The following is a 16344-nucleotide window of genomic DNA, read 5'->3' on the forward strand; positions in this document are numbered from 1 at the left end:
GTTACTGCGCGGGCGTGGGCAGCGGCGGAATCGCCTCTGTCGGCGCCGGCAGGCTCGGATTGGTCGGCGCCGGGGCCGGCTCGCTTGCCGGGGTCGGGGCCGGCTCTTCCTTGGGTGCAATCGGTGTCGTCTCGGCGGGCGGCGTCACCGTTTGCGAAGCAGCCGGCGCTGCCGGTTCTTCCTTCGGTGCCTCGACCTTCTCGGCTACCGGCGCCGCCTTGGGTTCCGGCACACCGAGGTCAGCCTTGGGCTTCTCGGGGATATGCTCGGCCTTCTTCACTTCCTGCGGCAGGAATACATCCACCAGCGCGAAATAACGGTCGTAGAACTTGGGCGCCGAGACCGTCTCGCTCGCCACCTTGACCATCGAGTCATCGGTGGAGCCGATCGGCATCGACACCGAGCCCAGCACACCCACACCGAGGCTTGCGGAGTTGTTGACCTTCTTCAGCGCATAGCGATCCTGCAAGGCGTTGGCAAACATCGTCGAGTGGTTATTGCCTTTGCCGTCATCGGCACACACCACGTTGAAGCTGATCTGCAGGTGCGTCTCGCCGGTCTGCTGAAAGCTCTTGTTACCCACGACCAGCTTCGGATCGCTGCTGGTGATGATGTAACCCTGGCTCAGCAGGGCACGCCGCGCCGCTTCGCAGGCCGCCACGTCGCTGACCGGGTAATCACGGGAGAACGTACCGGAGTCGTCGAAATTCTCATGTTCATAAATAGCGGTCTTGGGTGACGAGCAGCCCGCGGCGCCCGCCAGCACCAGCGCCAACCCGAGGCTACGCAAGTGAAATGATGTCGACATCGAAAATCCTGAGGAAAACAGTCCGGGCGGTATTGTGCAACAGAACGGGGTCCTGGCGCGCGCATTCCTGTCGGTAAAACGTCACAGGCCTACAGGACGGTGCCCGCAGGAAAAAGCCCGGCGCCCATATGGTCAATGAACACGCGCAGTTTGGCTGAGGCATGGCGACTTGCTGGCCATAACATCCAGAAGCTGCCGCGGTGCTCGAGAAAGTCATCCAGCACCCGCTGCAAATGCCCTTGCTGCACCGCGTCCCTGACCATGTAATCCGGCAGGCAAGCGATGCCCAGGCCTTCGTGCACCACATGGTTGAGCGATTCAATGGTGGTGCTGACCAACGGTGTGCGCAAAACGGGTTCTACGGCGCCTGGCACAGGACGCAATGGCCATGGTTCCAGCTTGCCGGTGGCGCAGAATTTGTGGCGCAGGCACGCGTGGCCGGTCAAGTCCCGGGGCTGCTGCGGGGTGCCATGTTGCTCGAAATAGCCTGGCGTCCCCACCAGCACCAAACGGTAGTGCCCCAGATGACGCGCCATCAAGCGCGAATCTTCCGGCCTGCCTGTACGAATCACCGCGTCGAAGCCTTCTTCAATCACATCCACCATGCGGTCGGAAAAATCCACATCCAGTTCAATGTCCGGGTACGCACGCATGAAATCGCTGAGCACCGGCATCAACAGCCCACGCACCTGCGGCACGCTGATCCGCAACTTGCCGCGCGGCGTGAGAGTGGCCTCGGTCAGCTCCTGCTCCGCGGCCTCGACTTCGGCGAGAATCCGTCGCGAACGCTCGAGAAACAACGCCCCCTCGCTGGTCAAGGTGATGCTGCGCGTACTGCGGTGAAACAGGCGCACACCCAGGCGCTCCTCGGTGCGTGCGATGCTCTTGCCCACCGCCGAGGAAGACACGCCAAGCACACGGCCAGCGGCGGTGAAGCTGCGGGTTTCCGCGACCTGCACGAATACCGAAAAGACTGCTCAGGCTGTCCAATGGGCTACCTATCAATTGCGGACGTGGGTGTCCGATAAGTTCGGAACCTTAGCCTGTTTTTCCGCAGCTCACAGCCCCCTACCCTGCTTCCTTGTCTTTCTTCATGGATAGCGTGCGATGAGCAACAGCCCTGCATTAACCGATTCCGCCTCTGCCAACCCATGTCAGGCTCTGCCGCTGGGTGGCTTGCTGGCGTTGGCTTCGGCCGGTTTTATCACCATCCTCACCGAGGCAATGCCCGCCGGGCTCCTGCCGCAGATGAGCGACGGTCTGGGCGTCTCGCCAGCCCTGGTGGGCCAGCTGGTCACGTTGTATGCCCTCGGCTCATTGCTCGCAGCCATTCCTCTCACGCTGCTGACCCGAGGCTGGCGACGACGGCCGTTACTGCTGATTGCGATCGGCGGCTTTGCTTTGGTCAACAGCGTGACAGCGTTTTCCAGCCATTACGGGGTGACTCTGGTGGCACGTTTCTTCGCCGGGGTCTTCGCCGGTCTACTCTGGGCGCTGCTGGCGGGATATGCCAGCCGCATGGTTGCGCCAAACCTGCAAGGGCGGGCGATTGCCGTGGCGATGCTCGGCGCGCCCTTGGCTTTGTCTCTGGGTGTGCCGGCGGGCACATTCCTGGGCACCACCGTCGGCTGGCGCCTGAGTTTCGCAATCATGACCGGGCTCACGCTGTTACTGCTGATTTGGGCGCGCTGGCAGCTGCCGGATTTTGCCGGCGAACCTGTGGGAGAACGGCTGGGGCTGCGCCAGGTCCTGAATTTGCCAGGCATTCGTCCGGTGCTGTGGGTGACCTTTACCTACGTGCTGGCCCACAACATTCTCTATACCTACGTGGCGCCACTGCTGGGGCCCGCCGGAATCGCCGCCGAGATTGATCGTGTGCTACTGGTATTTGGCCTCGCCGCGCTGCTGAGCATCTGGCTGGCGGGCGTATTGATTGATCGATGGTTGCGGGTGTTGCTCGTGGCCAGCTGTGCGCTGTTTGGTTTGATCGCCCTGGCGCTGGCGTTCTGGATCGAGTCGCCAGGGGTTGTCTACGCCGCCGTGGCGCTATGGGGCCTGGCGTTCGGCGGCCTGCCAGCGTTGCTGCAAACCGCACTGGCCAAGGCGGCCGGTGCATCGGCGGATGCAGCGCAGTCGATGCTGGTCACGGTGTGGAACCTTGGCATTGCCGGCGGCGGGTTGGTCGGTGGTGTATTACTTCAAGGCTGGGGCGTCGGTGCCTTTGCGTGGGCGGTTGTGCTGCTGATGCTATTGGCCGTGATCGCCAGTCTGAAGAGCAGGTAATAAAAAGCCCCCGGTCCTTTCAGAGCGGGGGCTTTATACTGCAAACCGACATCAGAATTTCTTGATGTCAGCCTTGCTTTCCAACTGCTTGCGGTAGGCAGCAAAGTCTTGCTGGCCGATACGGGAAGCGAGGAAGCGGCGGTATTGCGCCTTTTCTTCGTCCGTAGGCGCAGCGGCTTCGTTGACGCCGTTCAAGCGCACGATCACCAGACTACCGTCCGCCAGGGTCACGGTAGTGAAGGTCGGCTTGTCCTTGCTCGCAGGCTTGGGCATGCGGAACAAGGCTTGCAGCACGGCCGGGTCGATCGCTTCCTGGCTACGGGTAGCCGCTTCAGTAACTTTCCAGGCCTGGCCGTCGATCGGCTGGTTCAGCGCAGTTTTGCCATCACGCAGGCTGGCGATCAACTCGTCAGCATGAGCCTTGGCAGCCGCGCTGGCGCGCTCCTTGGTCATCTGCGCACGGATAGCGGCAGAGACGCTTTCCAGCGGCAATTGCGTAGGCTTCAGATGCTCTTTGGCCCGCAGCACAATGATGGTTTCCGGGTCCAGCTCAATGGCGGTGCTGTTGGCACCTTCATCCAGCACTTCCGGGCTGAATGCAGCTGTGACCACCGCGCGGTTGGCGGCAACACCTTCGCCACCTTCACGGCCAAACGGCGCCGAGGTGTGCACGGTCAGCTTCAGGTCAGACGCCGGCTGAGCCAGGTCGGAGGCTTCGAATGCCGCATCTTCCAATTGCTTGGTAGCCTCGACAAAACGTTGCTCAACCTGCTGAGTCTTGAGCTCGCGCGTCAGCTTGTCTTTCAGGCTGGCGAACGATGGCACTTGCGGTGCTTCAACGCCCAACAGCTTGATCAGGTGCCAACCGAAGGTGGTACGTACCGGCGCTGACACCTGGTCCTTGTTCAAGGCATACAGGGCAGTTTCGAAGTCAGGATCGTAGACGCCAGGGCCCGCGAAGCCGAGGTCACCGCCATTGGTGGCCGAACCTGGGTCCTGGGAGAACTCCTTGGCCAGGGCGTCGAACTTCTCACCCTTGGCCAGGCGTGCCTGGATTTCCTCGATCTTGGCCTTGGCTTGCGCGTCGGTGGTCTTGTCGTTGACTTCAATCAAAATGTGCGCGGCACGACGCTGTTCAGCGAGGTTGGCGGTTTCTTTCTGATAGGCAGCCTGCAGCTCATCGTCCTTGACCGTGACCTGATCGAAGAACGAAGACTTCTTCAACTCCAGATAGTCGATAACCACCTGATCGGGGGTCATGAACTCTTTGGCGTGCTGGTCGTAGTAAGCCTTGACCTCATCGTCGGTGAGCTTCACCGCCGCAGGGTCGGCCTTGATGTTGACGGTGGCGAAATCGCGGGTCTGTTTTTCCAGACGGGCGAATGCCAGCACTTCAGCGTCGGTGACAAAGCCGCTGCCGGCGAGACCTGCGCGAACCTGGCCGATCAGCATTTCCTGGGTCAGCATCTGACGGAATTGCATACGGCTATAGCCCAGTTGACGGATCACCTGGTCAAAGCGTTCAGCGTTGAACTGGCCGTCCACCTGGAATTCCGGCGTCTGCAGGATCACTTGGTCAAGCGCCGCTTCAGAGAAGCCGAACTTGGAGTCGGCAGCACCTTGCAGCAGCAGTTTGCGATCGATCAGACCCTTGAGGGCTGCATCGCGCAGCAGTTTTTCGTCCAGCAGGGAAGCATCGAAATCCTTGCCCAGCTGTTGCATCAGCTGGCGACGTTGCATGTCGACGGCCTGGCTCAATTCGGTTTGGGTGATCTCTTCACCGTTGACCTTGGCCACGTCCTGTTTGTTGTTGGTCGAAGCCTGAAAAATGGCCTCGATACCGGTGAACGCCATCAATGCGACGATGATCCCGATAATGGTCTTGGCAATCCAGCCTTGTGAATTGTCCCTGATATTTTGCAGCATGCGTCCCCCAGAAACGGTTGATCTTCAAAAATTAGGCAACCGTGGAGCGTGGGTAGAGTCCGGATAGAAGAAAGGCGCATCCGAGGATGCGCCTTCTCGTAACTGGCGGAGCGGACGGGGGTTTGAAACCACACCCCAAGCCCTGGCGACCCGATGGATACGTGGGTCAGCTGCCGCTCCGCTGCCAGGCCAGACCTGCGTCTGACCCGGGTAGGTAAGGCTTGAGCGAAGCTTAGTTAACGGCTTCTTTCAGGGCTTTACCGGCTTTGAAACCTGGTTTCTTGGCAGCAGCGATTTGCAGTGCTTTGCCAGTCTGTGGGTTACGGCCAGTGCGAGCTGGGCGGTCGGTCACAGAGAAAGTACCGAAGCCTACCAGTACTACAGAGTCGCCGGCCTTCAGAGCGCCAGTGACGGATTCGATTACTGCGTCCAGCGCACGGCCAGCAGCAGCTTTCGGGATATCAGCGGATGCGGCGATAGCATCAATCAGTTCCGACTTGTTCACTCTAAGTCCCCTTATATATCTATTGAGTATGATTCTAAGTTTTTTGGTGAAAGCAAAAACCAGTGCTGAATGGCCTACAGACACTTAAGAGCCGCTTTATAACAAGGGCTCTAAAAAGCTGTCAAGGAAGCCACCCGGCTTAATCGCATTAATGCGTGCTAATTCTTTCCTTGGAATCAGACTCGCGTTTTTCATCCTTCGAGACTATCTCCGGAGCCACATCTGGCAAGGGCTCCGGCGCGTATTGCAGCGCAATTTGCAGGACCTCGTCAATCCATTTAACCGGTTTAATCTGAAGATCCTGCTTGATGTTGTCCGGAATTTCCTTCAAGTCGCGAACATTCTCTTCAGGAATGATCACCGTCTTGATACCACCCCGGTGTGCAGCGAGCAATTTCTCTTTAAGACCGCCAATGGCCAATACCTGGCCACGCAGGGTGATTTCCCCCGTCATTGCCACATCGGCTCGCACAGGGATGCCGGTCAGTGCCGATACCAGTGCCGTGCACATGCCTACGCCAGCGCTGGGACCGTCTTTGGGCGTCGCCCCTTCCGGCATATGGATATGGGTGTCGTGCTTCTCGTGGAAGTCCAGGGGAATCCCCAGGCTCTTGGCGCGGCTGCGCACCACGGTCTGCGCGGCAGTGATGGATTCGACCATCACATCACCCAGCGAACCGGTCTTGATCAACTGGCCTTTGCCCGGGATCACGGCGGCTTCGATGGTCAGCAATTCGCCGCCCACCTGCGTCCACGCCAGGCCCGTCACCTGCCCTACCTGGTCTTGCTGCTCGGCCAAACCATAACGGAATTTCTTCACACCCAGGAAGTGTTCAAGGGAGTCGGCGACAACCTTCACAGAGAAGCGTTTTTCCAGCGCGTGTTCTTTGACCGCCTTGCGGCAAATCTTCGCAATCTGGCGCTCAAGGCCCCGTACACCCGCCTCTCGCGTGTAATAACGCACGATGTCGCGAATCGCTTCGACCTCAAACTCGATCTCGCCTTTTTTCAAGCCGTTGGCTGAAATCTGTTTAGGCGCGAGGTATTTGACGGCGATGTTGATCTTCTCGTCTTCGGTGTAACCCGGCAGACGAATCACCTCCATCCGGTCCAGCAGCGCTGGCGGAATATTCATGGAGTTGGAGGTGCACAGGAACATTACGTCGGACAGGTCGTAGTCGACTTCCAGGTAATGGTCGTTGAAATTATGGTTCTGCTCGGGGTCAAGCACTTCGAGCAATGCAGAGGCTGGATCGCCGCGCATGTCGCTGCCCATTTTGTCGATTTCATCAAGCAGGAACAGCGGGTTGCGCACGCCCACCTTTGTCATCTTTTGAATCAATCTTCCTGGCATCGAACCGATGTAAGTACGGCGATGGCCACGAATTTCCGCTTCATCACGCACACCGCCGAGGGCCATGCGCACGAATTTGCGGTTAGTGGCGTTGGCGATGGACTCAGCCAGAGACGTTTTACCGACCCCAGGAGGCCCAACCAGGCACAACACCGGACCACGAATTTTCTTCACGCGCTTTTGCACGGCAAGGTATTCGAGGATGCGTTCTTTGACTTCTTCGAGGCCGTAGTGGTCGGCATCGAGGATGTCTTCAGCGCGCGCCAAGTCCAGGCGCACTTTGGTCTGAGCCTTCCATGGCACCTGCACCAGCCAGTCGATGTAGGAACGCACCACGGTGGCTTCGGCGGACATTGGCGACATTTGCTTGAGCTTGTTCAGCTCAGCGGTGGCCTTGGTCAGCGCGTCCTTTGGCAGGCCGGCAGCATCGATGCGCTTTTTCAGCTCTTCGATTTCATTGTGGCCGTCCTCGCTGTCGCCGAGTTCTTTCTGAATGGCCTTCATCTGCTCATTCAGGTAGTACTCGCGCTGGCTGCGCTCCATCTGTTTTTTCACGCGACCGCGAATGCGTTTCTCAACCTGCAGCAGGTCGATCTCGCCATCCAGCAAAGCCAGTACGTGTTCAACACGGGCCGGCAAGTCGATGATTTCGAGGATGTCTTGCTTCTGCTCGATTTTCAGCGCCATGTGCGCGGCCATGGTGTCGACCAGGCGGCTTGGCTCATCAATGCTGTTGAGAGAGGACAGGACTTCAGCCGGGACTTTTTTGCCCAACTGCACATACTGCTCGAACTGCGAGAGCAGGCTGCGCACAAACACTTCAGATTCGCGCTCAGGGGCTTCGACTTCGTCGATCAGCGCCACTTCGGCGCGCAGGTGGCCATCCACCTCCATGAAACGCTCGACCGCACCACGTTGCTCACCTTCCACCAGCACCTTGACGGTGCCATCAGGCAGCTTGAGCAATTGCAGGACAGTAGCAACGGTACCGACGCGATACAGGGCGTCTTCGCCTGGATCATCATCAGCAGGATTTTTCTGGGCCAACAGCAGGATCTGCTTGTCGCCCGTCATCGCGGCCTCGAGGGCTTCGATAGACTTCTCGCGCCCCACGAACAGCGGGATAACCATGTGCGGATAGACGACGACATCACGCAACGGCAGGAGAGGCAATTCGATGGTTGTCTTCATGATTTCGCCTCTATGACAGTTGAAAAGTAAGCTTGAAAACAAGATGGGGGCTGCATGCAAAAAAAACAAGCTCAATGCCAGCAGTTAAACGCATGAATAAACGCGAATTAAAAAAACTGCTGCAAAAAACAGCCCCAAAAAAGAAGGGGCCCCGAAAGGCCCCTTGCTTGTACTGCAACTGCAAAACGCTTAAGCGTCAGGTGCAGCCTTGGCAGCCGGCTCACTGTTTTCGTAGATATACAGTGGCTTGGATTTGCCTTCGATAACGCTTTCGTCGATCACCACTTTACTCACCTCGGACTGCGAGGGGATTTCGTACATGGTGTCGAGCAAAACGCCTTCGAGAATCGAGCGCAAACCACGTGCACCGGTCTTGCGCTCCAGTGCCCGCTTGGCCACTGATTTGAGTGCGTCGGTACGGAACTCGAGGTCTACACCTTCCATCTCGAACAACTTGGCGTATTGCTTGGTCAGGGCGTTTTTCGGCTCGGTGAGGATCTGAATCAAAGCAGCCTCATCCAGCTCGTCCAACGTGGCCAGGACCGGCAGACGGCCAACGAATTCCGGGATCAGACCGAACTTGACCAGATCGTCAGGCTCGACTTCACGCAGGGACTCGCCCACCTTCTTGCCTTCTTCCTTGCTGCGCACTTCCGCACCGAAACCGATGCCGCCACGCGTGGAACGTTGCTGAATAACCTTTTCCAGACCGGAGAACGCACCGCCACAGATGAACAGGATGTTGCGCGTATCAACCTGAAGGAATTCCTGCTGCGGGTGCTTGCGGCCACCTTGAGGCGGTACGGAAGCAACCGTGCCTTCGATCAGTTTCAACAGAGCCTGCTGCACGCCTTCACCCGATACATCGCGGGTGATCGACGGGTTGTCGGACTTGCGCGAAATCTTGTCGATTTCGTCGATGTAGACAATACCCATCTGGGCCTTCTCTACGTCGTAGTCGCACTTCTGCAGCAGTTTCTGAATGATGTTCTCGACGTCCTCACCCACGTAGCCAGCCTCGGTGAGGGTGGTGGCGTCGGCGATGGTGAACGGAACGTTCAACAGGCGAGCGAGGGTTTCTGCAAGCAAGGTTTTACCCGAGCCTGTAGGGCCGATCAGCAAGATGTTGCTCTTGCCGAGTTCGACTTCGTCGCCTTTCTTGTCACGCTGGTTCAAGCGCTTGTAGTGGTTGTACACCGCTACGGCCAAAACCTTTTTTGCACGCTCTTGACCAATCACATACTGATCAAGGATGCCGCTGATTTCTTTAGGCGAAGGCAATTTATGCGCGCTGCTTTCGGCCTGAGCTTCCTGCACCTCCTCGCGGATGATGTCATTGCACAGGTCGACGCACTCGTCGCAGATAAACACCGAGGGGCCGGCAATCAATTTGCGTACTTCATGCTGGCTTTTGCCGCAGAAGGAGCAATAGAGCAGCTTGCCGTTGTCCTCGCCGTTGCGGGTGTCAGTCATTCGTTCGATCCAAATCCGATAGGCTTGCAACACAAGATGAAGGCTTATGCGGGCTTTTTCAAGCCCGCCGGTGGTCGGACATGCCGACCAGCCCTATTTTGAGGTGCTTATATTAAGCGGGGCGCTTTTCGATCACTGCGTCGATCAACCCATACGCGCGTGCAGCTTCCGCGCTCATGAAGTTGTCGCGATTGGTGTCACGCTCGATTTCTTCCAGGGTGTGCCCGCTGTGCTTGGCCATCAACGTGTTGAGGCGCTCACGAATAAACAGGATTTCCTTGGCGTGAATTTCGATGTCCGACGCCTGGCCCTGGAAGCCGCCCAGCGGCTGGTGAATCATCACGCGCGAGTTAGGCAGGCAGTAACGCTTGCCCTCGGCGCCCGCGGTGAGCAGGAACGCGCCCATGCTGCAGGCCTGACCGATGCAGGTCGTCGACACGTTTGGCTTGATGAACTGCATGGTGTCGTAGATCGACATACCCGCCGTCACCGAACCGCCCGGGGAGTTGATGTAAAGATGGATGTCCTTGTCCGGGTTTTCCGCTTCAAGGAACAGCAGCTGCGCGCAGATCAGGTTGGCCATGTAGTCCTCTACAGGGCCGACCAGAAAGATCACTCGTTCCTTGAGCAGGCGCGAGTAGATGTCATAGGCGCGTTCGCCACGAGCAGATTGCTCGACAACCATCGGGACCAGGCCGCCAGCGGCCTGGATATCAGAGTTCTGCTGAATATAGGAATTACGGAACATGCTCTGCAGTTACTCCCAAATAGTCATGTCTTGAAAACGCATAAGCCAGCGCGAGGCTGGCTTATGGTTGTATTTCGAACGAGTTGGACAATCAGTCGGCTTGTGCTGCTTCCGCCGGTTTGACTGCTTCTTCGTAAGAGACCGCTTTGTCGGTCACCTTAGCCTTCTGCAGAACAGTATCCACAACTTGTTCTTCCAGCACAACCGAACGTACTTCGTTCAGTTGCTGGTCGTTCTTGTAGTACCAAGCCACGACCTGCTCTGGCTCCTGGTAGGCGGAAGCCATTTCCTGGATCATTTCGCGAACGCGATCTTCGTCAGGCTTGAGGTCGAATTGCTTGACCACTTCAGCCACGACCAGACCCAGCACGACGCGGCGCTTGGCTTGCTCTTCGAACAGCTCGGCCGGCAGTTGGTCAGGCTTGATGTTGCCACCGAACTGCTGAACCGCTTGAACGCGCAGGCGATCCACTTCGTTGGACAGCAGAGCCTTAGGCACTTCGATCGGGTTGGCGGCCAGCAGACCGTCCATGACCTGGTTCTTGACCTTGGACTTGATGGCCTGACGCAGCTCACGCTCCATGTTCTTGCGAACTTCGGTGCGGAAGCCGTCGATCCCGGTTTCCTTGATACCGAATTGAGCGAAGAACTCTTCGTTCAGCTCTGGCAACTTAGGCTCGGAAACACTGTTGACGGTCACGGTGAACTCGGCGGCTTTGCCGGCCAGGTCCAGGTTCTGGTAGTCAGCAGGGAACGTCAGGTTCAGAACGCGCTCTTCGCCGGCTTTGGCGCCAACCAGGCCGTCTTCGAAGCCAGGGATCATGCGGTTGGAACCCAGCACCAGCTGAGTGCCCTTGGCGGAGCCGCCAGCGAATACTTCGCCGTCAACCTTGCCAACGAAATCGATGTTCAACTGGTCTTCATTCTGAGCAGCGCGATCGACCGCTTCGAAACGGGTGTTCTGCTTGCGCAGGATTTCCAGCATGTTGTCCAGGTCGGCATCGGCCACTTCAGCGCTCAGGCGCTCTACAGCGATGTCTTCGAAACCGGCAACGGTGAATTCCGGGAACACTTCGAATACGGCAACGTATTCCAGGTCTTTGCCGGCTTCCAGGGATTTAGGTTCGATCGAAGGCGAGCCAGCCGGGTTCAGCTTGTGCTCGACAACAGCTTCGTAGAACGAAGCCTGGATCACGTCACCTACAGCTTCCTGACGCGCATCGGCGCCAAAACGACGCTTGATTTCGCTCATTGGCACTTTGCCTGGACGGAAACCAGCGATCTTGGCCTTTTGGGCAGTCTGCTGCAGACGCTTGTTGACCGCAGTCTCAATACGCTCTGCCGGCACGGTGATGCTCAGGCGGCGCTCGATAGCAGTAGTATTTTCAACAGAAACTTGCATGGATATTCCTCGTTGCACAGACGTTAGCCGGCCGTTTCCGACCCCAGAATCAAGGGCATGCATTCTAGTGGGTCAAACTCAAGAAGTCACCCTACTGAAAACGGGTAGAAAAACAGCAGGCCATTTATAGGTTCAAGTGCACGCATGCACTTCATCCCGTTAGCAAATACAGCTCATCACGCCGAGGCTCTGCATCAGCCTTCTATATATAGAAGAGCGTGGACGCCCAACCTTGGCGACCGACCTTGCACGCAAGGCCGAAGGGCGCGGCAGCAGCATCGAGAAACACAAATACGACGAAACGCCCCACCCTGGAAACTCAAGACACTTAAACAAAAACGGCACAGCCCTTTTCAGGTACTGCGCCGTTATTCGCTATTAAATAGCTGCACTGACCCCGAAAGAGCCGGGAATCAGTTCTACACGCTCAAAACCGGCAACGATTCTAACGCCAAGGCATTGAGAATGCTTGCTTTTTCTTGGCGTCAAGCCACAGCGTCGACAGACAGGAAATTCTGAGCACAAAAAAAAGCGCCAGATCATTGATCTGGCGCTTTTTCTGAATATGGGGTGGACGAAGGGGATCGAACCCTCGACAACGGGAGTCACAATCCCGTGCTCTACCAACTGAGCTACGCCCACCATATTGCATTAACAAAGAACTCAACCATCTTCTTTGTCGAACTTCGCATCCCGTGACGGCGATGCAAAGCTTTAATTGGTGCGGATGAAGAGACTCGAACTCTTACGCCTCGCGGCGCTGGAACCTAAATCCAGTGTGTCTACCAATTCCACCACATCCGCGCTTGAAGCTCTTAAAGCAAAGGCGCCAGATGATTAATCTGGCGCCTTTTAAAATATGGGGTGGACGAAGGGGATCGAACCCTCGACAACGGGAGTCACAATCCCGTGCTCTACCAACTGAGCTACGCCCACCATATAGCGCTACTTGTGCCAAAGCTGCCTAATGGCGCACCCGGCAGGACTCGAACCTGCGACCATCCGCTTAGAAGGCGGATGCTCTATCCAGCTGAGCTACGGGCGCCTGATTAATCTGTACTCTTGGAGGATTACAAACTAAGTGCTTCCAGCCTTGCACGACAACAATTGTGCTCGACCTTCTTAACCAGTGCTAGGCTGTGCCCGACAAGTGCGACGAATAGTATAGACGCCTCGGAAACCCGTCAAATCTTTTTTGAAAAAAATTCATTTTATTTAAGGGGTTAGGGCAATTTGCAGACCAAGCGCCTTTGCCCTCACGTCTTGGCATGCGAGAATGCGCGCACTTTTCTTCCCCCTCTCGATGGTTAATCACGCGTAATGACTGCACAACTTATCGACGGCAAATCAATCGCCGCCAGCCTGCGCCAGCAGATCGCCAAACGAGTCACCGAGCGTAGCCAGCAAGGCCTGCGCACGCCTGGCCTCGCGGTGATCCTGGTCGGCAGCGATCCTGCCTCTCAGGTTTATGTCTCGCACAAGCGTAAAGACTGTGAAGAGGTCGGCTTTATTTCCAAGGCCTACGACCTGCCGGAAGACACCACCCAGCAGGCCCTGACCGACCTGATCGACAGCCTCAATGACGACCCGGGCATCGACGGCATCCTGCTGCAGCTGCCACTGCCCGAGCACCTGGATGCCTCCAAACTGCTTGAGCGCATCCGCCCCGACAAAGACGTCGACGGTTTCCACCCTTATAACGTCGGCCGCCTGGCCCAGCGTATCCCGCTGCTGCGCCCGTGCACCCCGAAAGGCATCATGACCCTGCTGGAAAGCACCGGTGTCGACCTGTACGGCCTCGATGCCGTCGTGGTCGGCGCGTCCAACATTGTCGGGCGCCCGATGGCCATGGAGTTGCTGCTGGCTGGCTGCACCGTGACCGTCACTCACCGTTTCACCAAAGACCTCGCTGGCCATGTCGGCCGCGCCGACCTGGTAGTCGTGGCTGCCGGCAAACCCGGCTTGGTCAAAGGTGAGTGGATCAAAGAAGGTGCCATCGTCATCGACGTGGGTATCAACCGCCAGGAAGACGGCAAGCTCGTCGGCGACGTGGTGTACGAAACCGCCCTGCCCCGCGCCGGCTGGATTACGCCAGTGCCAGGCGGGGTGGGCCCGATGACTCGAGCATGCCTGCTGGAGAACACCTTGTACGCGGCAGAAACACTGCACGACTGATAAGTGCCTGTTATAAAAAGCCCCGCCTGATCGCGGGGCTTTTTATTGGGCGCAATTAACGAACGACGATGCGTCGTACCTGCCTTGGCAGCTTGTTCAGCGGGTCGCAATGCTCTCCCCTGGCCAGCCTCGCTTCCAACGATGGCGTCATTATCGCCGGTGGCACTGGCAGAACCGCGTTTACACGCCTGTTCACTCTGGACCAGGCGCGCAGCCCGGAGAGCACCGATCCCCTCATCGAAACACTCTATGACCGAGCGTTTGAGCTCGACCTGAAAGTGGGCTATTTATGTTTAAGCACCCTGCCTAACTTTGTGGGCAACTTCACCCGGCACACACTGGTGAAATCGTCGGCCTAAAGCCGCTTTGAAAAAAGCTGGCGCGATTAGCAGGATTTCTAAAAATCAGTACAACCCTGACCAATCATCGGCTTACAGCCTTTATTTAAAGGCCTCTATCGCTTTCTGATCCATACTCCTAAAATGTAACGGCATTTGTCATATAACCCGTTCCTGAACGGTATTTCCTTACTTTTTAGCGAGTTCACCCGCGTGAAAATTCGTCTCTCTATTGTCAGCCTATTTTTTGTATTTACAGGCACCTTCGCGCACGCAGCCGAAACCACTCTGGCGCCGCGCGACACCTCCAAACTGCAGATCGCTTCCGGCAGCGCCATGCTGGTTGACCTGCAGACCAACAAAGTCATCTATTCCAGCAACCCCGACGTGGTCGTGCCCATCGCATCCGTCAGCAAACTGATGACCGGCCTGATCGTGCTTGAAGCCAAGCAGAACATGGACGAGTACATCGACATCAACATCAAAGACACGCCAGAAATGAAAGGCGTGTTCTCGCGCGTGAAAATCGGCAGCGAAATGCCGCGCAAGGAAATGCTGCTGATTGCCCTGATGTCTTCGGAAAACCGCGCCGCCGCCAGCCTGGCCCACCACTACCCAGGCGGCTATCCAGCCTTTATTGCCGCAATGAACGCCAAGGCCAAAGCCCTGGGCATGACCAGCACGCACTATGTCGAACCCACCGGGCTGTCGATTCACAACGTGTCCACTGCGCGCGACCTGAGTAAGCTGCTGGCCTATGCGCGCAAGTTTCCGATGCTGAGTCAGTTGAGCACCACCAAGGAGAAGACCGTGTCGTTTCGCAAACCCAACTACACCCTGGGTTTCTCCAACACTGACCACCTGATCAACCGCGCCAACTGGGACATCAAGTTGACCAAGACCGGTTTCACCAACCAGGCCGGCCACTGCCTGGTGCTGGTCACCAGCATGAGTAACCGCCCAGTGTCGTTGGTGATTCTGGATGCCTTTGGCAAGTTCACCCACTTTGCCGATGCCGGGCGTATTCGCAACTGGGTTGAAACCGGCAAGAGCGGCTCAGTGCCGGACGTAGCGCTGCGCTACAAGGCTGACAAAAACCTGAAGAACCGCCCTAACGCCGCAGAAGTGCGTCGCTAGGCACCACAGTGTCAATGTGGAAGCGGGCTTGCTCGCGAAGGCGCGTGGATCAGTCATGAATGTATCGACTGACACTCGGCTTTCGCGAGCAAGCCCGCTCCCACATGGGGCTCAGAGTATTTTCAGACGTTGTGCAGTTTTACTTCCTTTCCGCCAACACCTTGAGCGCCTGCGCCGCCGCCTGCTCCTGGCCGGCTTGGGCGGTGGCGTTCGCCGCCGCCTGCCAGCGCTGCGCATCCACATTCGCCGGCAACTGGCTCGGGCGCTGAGTCAGGATGGCCCAGTTGCCTGCGCTCTTCCACGCTGACTCAAAGTCGCTGAAGCTCATCAACAAACGCCGGTCCATGCCCGAGCGCAACAGCACCGTGCTCTTCTGTTGATTGAACCCCACCACCACGACATAGCGCGTGCCAGACCAAAAGCTCGGGTTAATCCGCGCCATCACCGGGTAACCGGCCGCCACCTGCGCCAGCACGGCCGTCAGCTGGTTGTCCAGCGGATACACCATCAGCCCGTATTCACGCGCCAGCACCTGCATGTTGCGCTCCAGGTCCGCCTCGCCGCCTGGCAAGTGCAGGGGCTTATCGAGCAAACCGGGTGTCATGACAATGCCTTGTTGCGACAGCATGCTGGCTAAAGCCGAGGGGCCACTCAGGTAAGCCTCGCTGCGAAAGGTCGGCACGCCGTTGAGTTCGACACGCTCCGGCAGACCCGCCAGCCTCGACGGATGCCCGGAACAGGCCGCGAGCCCCAGGGCGCAGGCCAGCAGCAGGGATGTTTTAACGTTCGACCGTAACCGCAATTTTTTACTCTCTTGATCAACTGCCGGTAAGGGCCCTGATCATAGGATGCTCCGCAAGGCGGGTATAGCCCGAGGCGTCAGTAAAATGCGCTGGATAGAGCAAACAAGTTGGATGGACTCGACCATTGGTCAATAGCAGGCAACCGTCAGGTAGCTAGACTGTCCATTGAGAAGACTGTGTGTGCCCCCTGCGGGGCGAAAG

General features: G+C 57.6%; 12 protein-coding genes, 4 tRNA genes and 1 pseudogene. 4 read left to right on the forward strand and 13 right to left on the reverse strand.

The features are described 5' to 3' along the window. Window position 1: 1 nt before the first annotated feature. Window positions 2-808 carry a DUF2242 domain-containing protein gene (locus C4J83_RS19255; RefSeq protein ID WP_124417931.1) on the reverse strand — a complete coding sequence of 269 codons (807 nt, stop codon included), beginning with the start codon at window positions 806-808 and terminating at the stop codon, window positions 2-4. Between the two features lie 89 nt (window positions 809-897). Then, window positions 898-1798 (reverse strand): annotated as a pseudogene (locus tag C4J83_RS19260) (LysR family transcriptional regulator). 117 nt (window positions 1799-1915) lie between these two features. On the opposite strand from C4J83_RS19260, the gene C4J83_RS19265 reads away from it, so the two are divergent. Further along, window positions 1916-3091, forward strand: coding sequence for an MFS transporter (locus C4J83_RS19265; RefSeq protein WP_124417932.1), 1176 nt, complete (start codon window positions 1916-1918; stop codon window positions 3089-3091). Between the two features lie 51 nt (window positions 3092-3142). On the opposite strand, the gene C4J83_RS19270 is transcribed toward C4J83_RS19265, so the two are convergent. From C4J83_RS19270 to C4J83_RS19315, 10 genes are all read right to left on the reverse strand, one after another. Further along, window positions 3143-5017, reverse strand: coding sequence for a SurA N-terminal domain-containing protein (locus tag C4J83_RS19270; RefSeq protein WP_106578844.1), 1875 nt, complete (start codon window positions 5015-5017; stop codon window positions 3143-3145). Between the two features lie 232 nt (window positions 5018-5249). Next, window positions 5250-5522 carry an HU family DNA-binding protein gene (locus tag C4J83_RS19275; protein ID WP_003174819.1) on the reverse strand — a complete coding sequence of 91 codons (273 nt, stop codon included), beginning with the start codon at window positions 5520-5522 and terminating at the stop codon, window positions 5250-5252. 148 nt (window positions 5523-5670) lie between these two features. After that, on the reverse strand, window positions 5671-8067 hold the full coding sequence (gene lon / locus C4J83_RS19280; RefSeq protein WP_119739770.1) for an endopeptidase La: 2397 nt from the start codon (window positions 8065-8067) through the stop codon (window positions 5671-5673). Window positions 8068-8256: 189 nt separating this feature from the next. Beyond that, window positions 8257-9540: an ATP-dependent Clp protease ATP-binding subunit ClpX gene (gene clpX, locus C4J83_RS19285; RefSeq protein ID WP_017136464.1), complete on the reverse strand. Its 1284-nt coding sequence runs from the start codon at window positions 9538-9540 to the stop codon at window positions 8257-8259. A gap of 112 nt (window positions 9541-9652) precedes the next feature. Then, the gene (gene clpP / locus C4J83_RS19290) at window positions 9653-10288 is read right to left on the reverse strand and encodes an ATP-dependent Clp endopeptidase proteolytic subunit ClpP (protein WP_083357884.1); all 636 of its coding nucleotides are present in this window, start codon (window positions 10286-10288) and stop codon (window positions 9653-9655) included. Between the two features lie 91 nt (window positions 10289-10379). Continuing rightward, window positions 10380-11690, reverse strand: coding sequence for a trigger factor (gene tig, locus C4J83_RS19295; RefSeq protein ID WP_106578847.1), 1311 nt, complete (start codon window positions 11688-11690; stop codon window positions 10380-10382). Between the two features lie 566 nt (window positions 11691-12256). After that, window positions 12257-12332: transfer RNA gene (locus C4J83_RS19300), tRNA-His, on the reverse strand. A 77-nt stretch (window positions 12333-12409) separates the two neighbouring features. Further along, window positions 12410-12494: transfer RNA gene (locus tag C4J83_RS19305), tRNA-Leu, on the reverse strand. Window positions 12495-12550: 56 nt separating this feature from the next. Beyond that, window positions 12551-12626 (reverse strand) — tRNA-His (locus C4J83_RS19310). A gap of 32 nt (window positions 12627-12658) precedes the next feature. Further along, window positions 12659-12735, reverse strand: a tRNA-Arg gene (locus C4J83_RS19315). Window positions 12736-13010: 275 nt separating this feature from the next. Between C4J83_RS19315 and folD the strand changes: the two genes are divergently transcribed. The 3 genes from folD to pbpG all read left to right on the forward strand — a co-directional run bounded on the left by folD (window position 13011) and on the right by pbpG (window position 15340). After that, the gene (gene folD, locus C4J83_RS19320; RefSeq protein WP_106578848.1) at window positions 13011-13865 is read left to right on the forward strand and encodes a bifunctional methylenetetrahydrofolate dehydrogenase/methenyltetrahydrofolate cyclohydrolase FolD; all 855 of its coding nucleotides are present in this window, start codon (window positions 13011-13013) and stop codon (window positions 13863-13865) included. A gap of 68 nt (window positions 13866-13933) precedes the next feature. Then, complete coding sequence (locus tag C4J83_RS19325) at window positions 13934-14224, forward strand: hypothetical protein (protein WP_124417933.1); 291 nt, start codon at window positions 13934-13936, stop codon at window positions 14222-14224. Between the two features lie 192 nt (window positions 14225-14416). Continuing rightward, window positions 14417-15340 (forward strand): D-alanyl-D-alanine endopeptidase, encoded by a 924-nt coding sequence (gene pbpG, locus C4J83_RS19330; RefSeq protein ID WP_106578962.1) that lies wholly within the window; start codon window positions 14417-14419, stop codon window positions 15338-15340. Between the two features lie 139 nt (window positions 15341-15479). On the opposite strand, the gene C4J83_RS19335 is transcribed toward pbpG, so the two are convergent. Then, window positions 15480-16142 carry a peptidase C39 family protein gene (locus tag C4J83_RS19335; RefSeq protein ID WP_119735666.1) on the reverse strand — a complete coding sequence of 221 codons (663 nt, stop codon included), beginning with the start codon at window positions 16140-16142 and terminating at the stop codon, window positions 15480-15482. Between the last annotated feature and the right edge of the window lie 202 nt (window positions 16143-16344).

This window comes from Pseudomonas sp. LBUM920, assembly GCF_003852315.1.
Taxonomy (GTDB): domain Bacteria; phylum Pseudomonadota; class Gammaproteobacteria; order Pseudomonadales; family Pseudomonadaceae; genus Aquipseudomonas.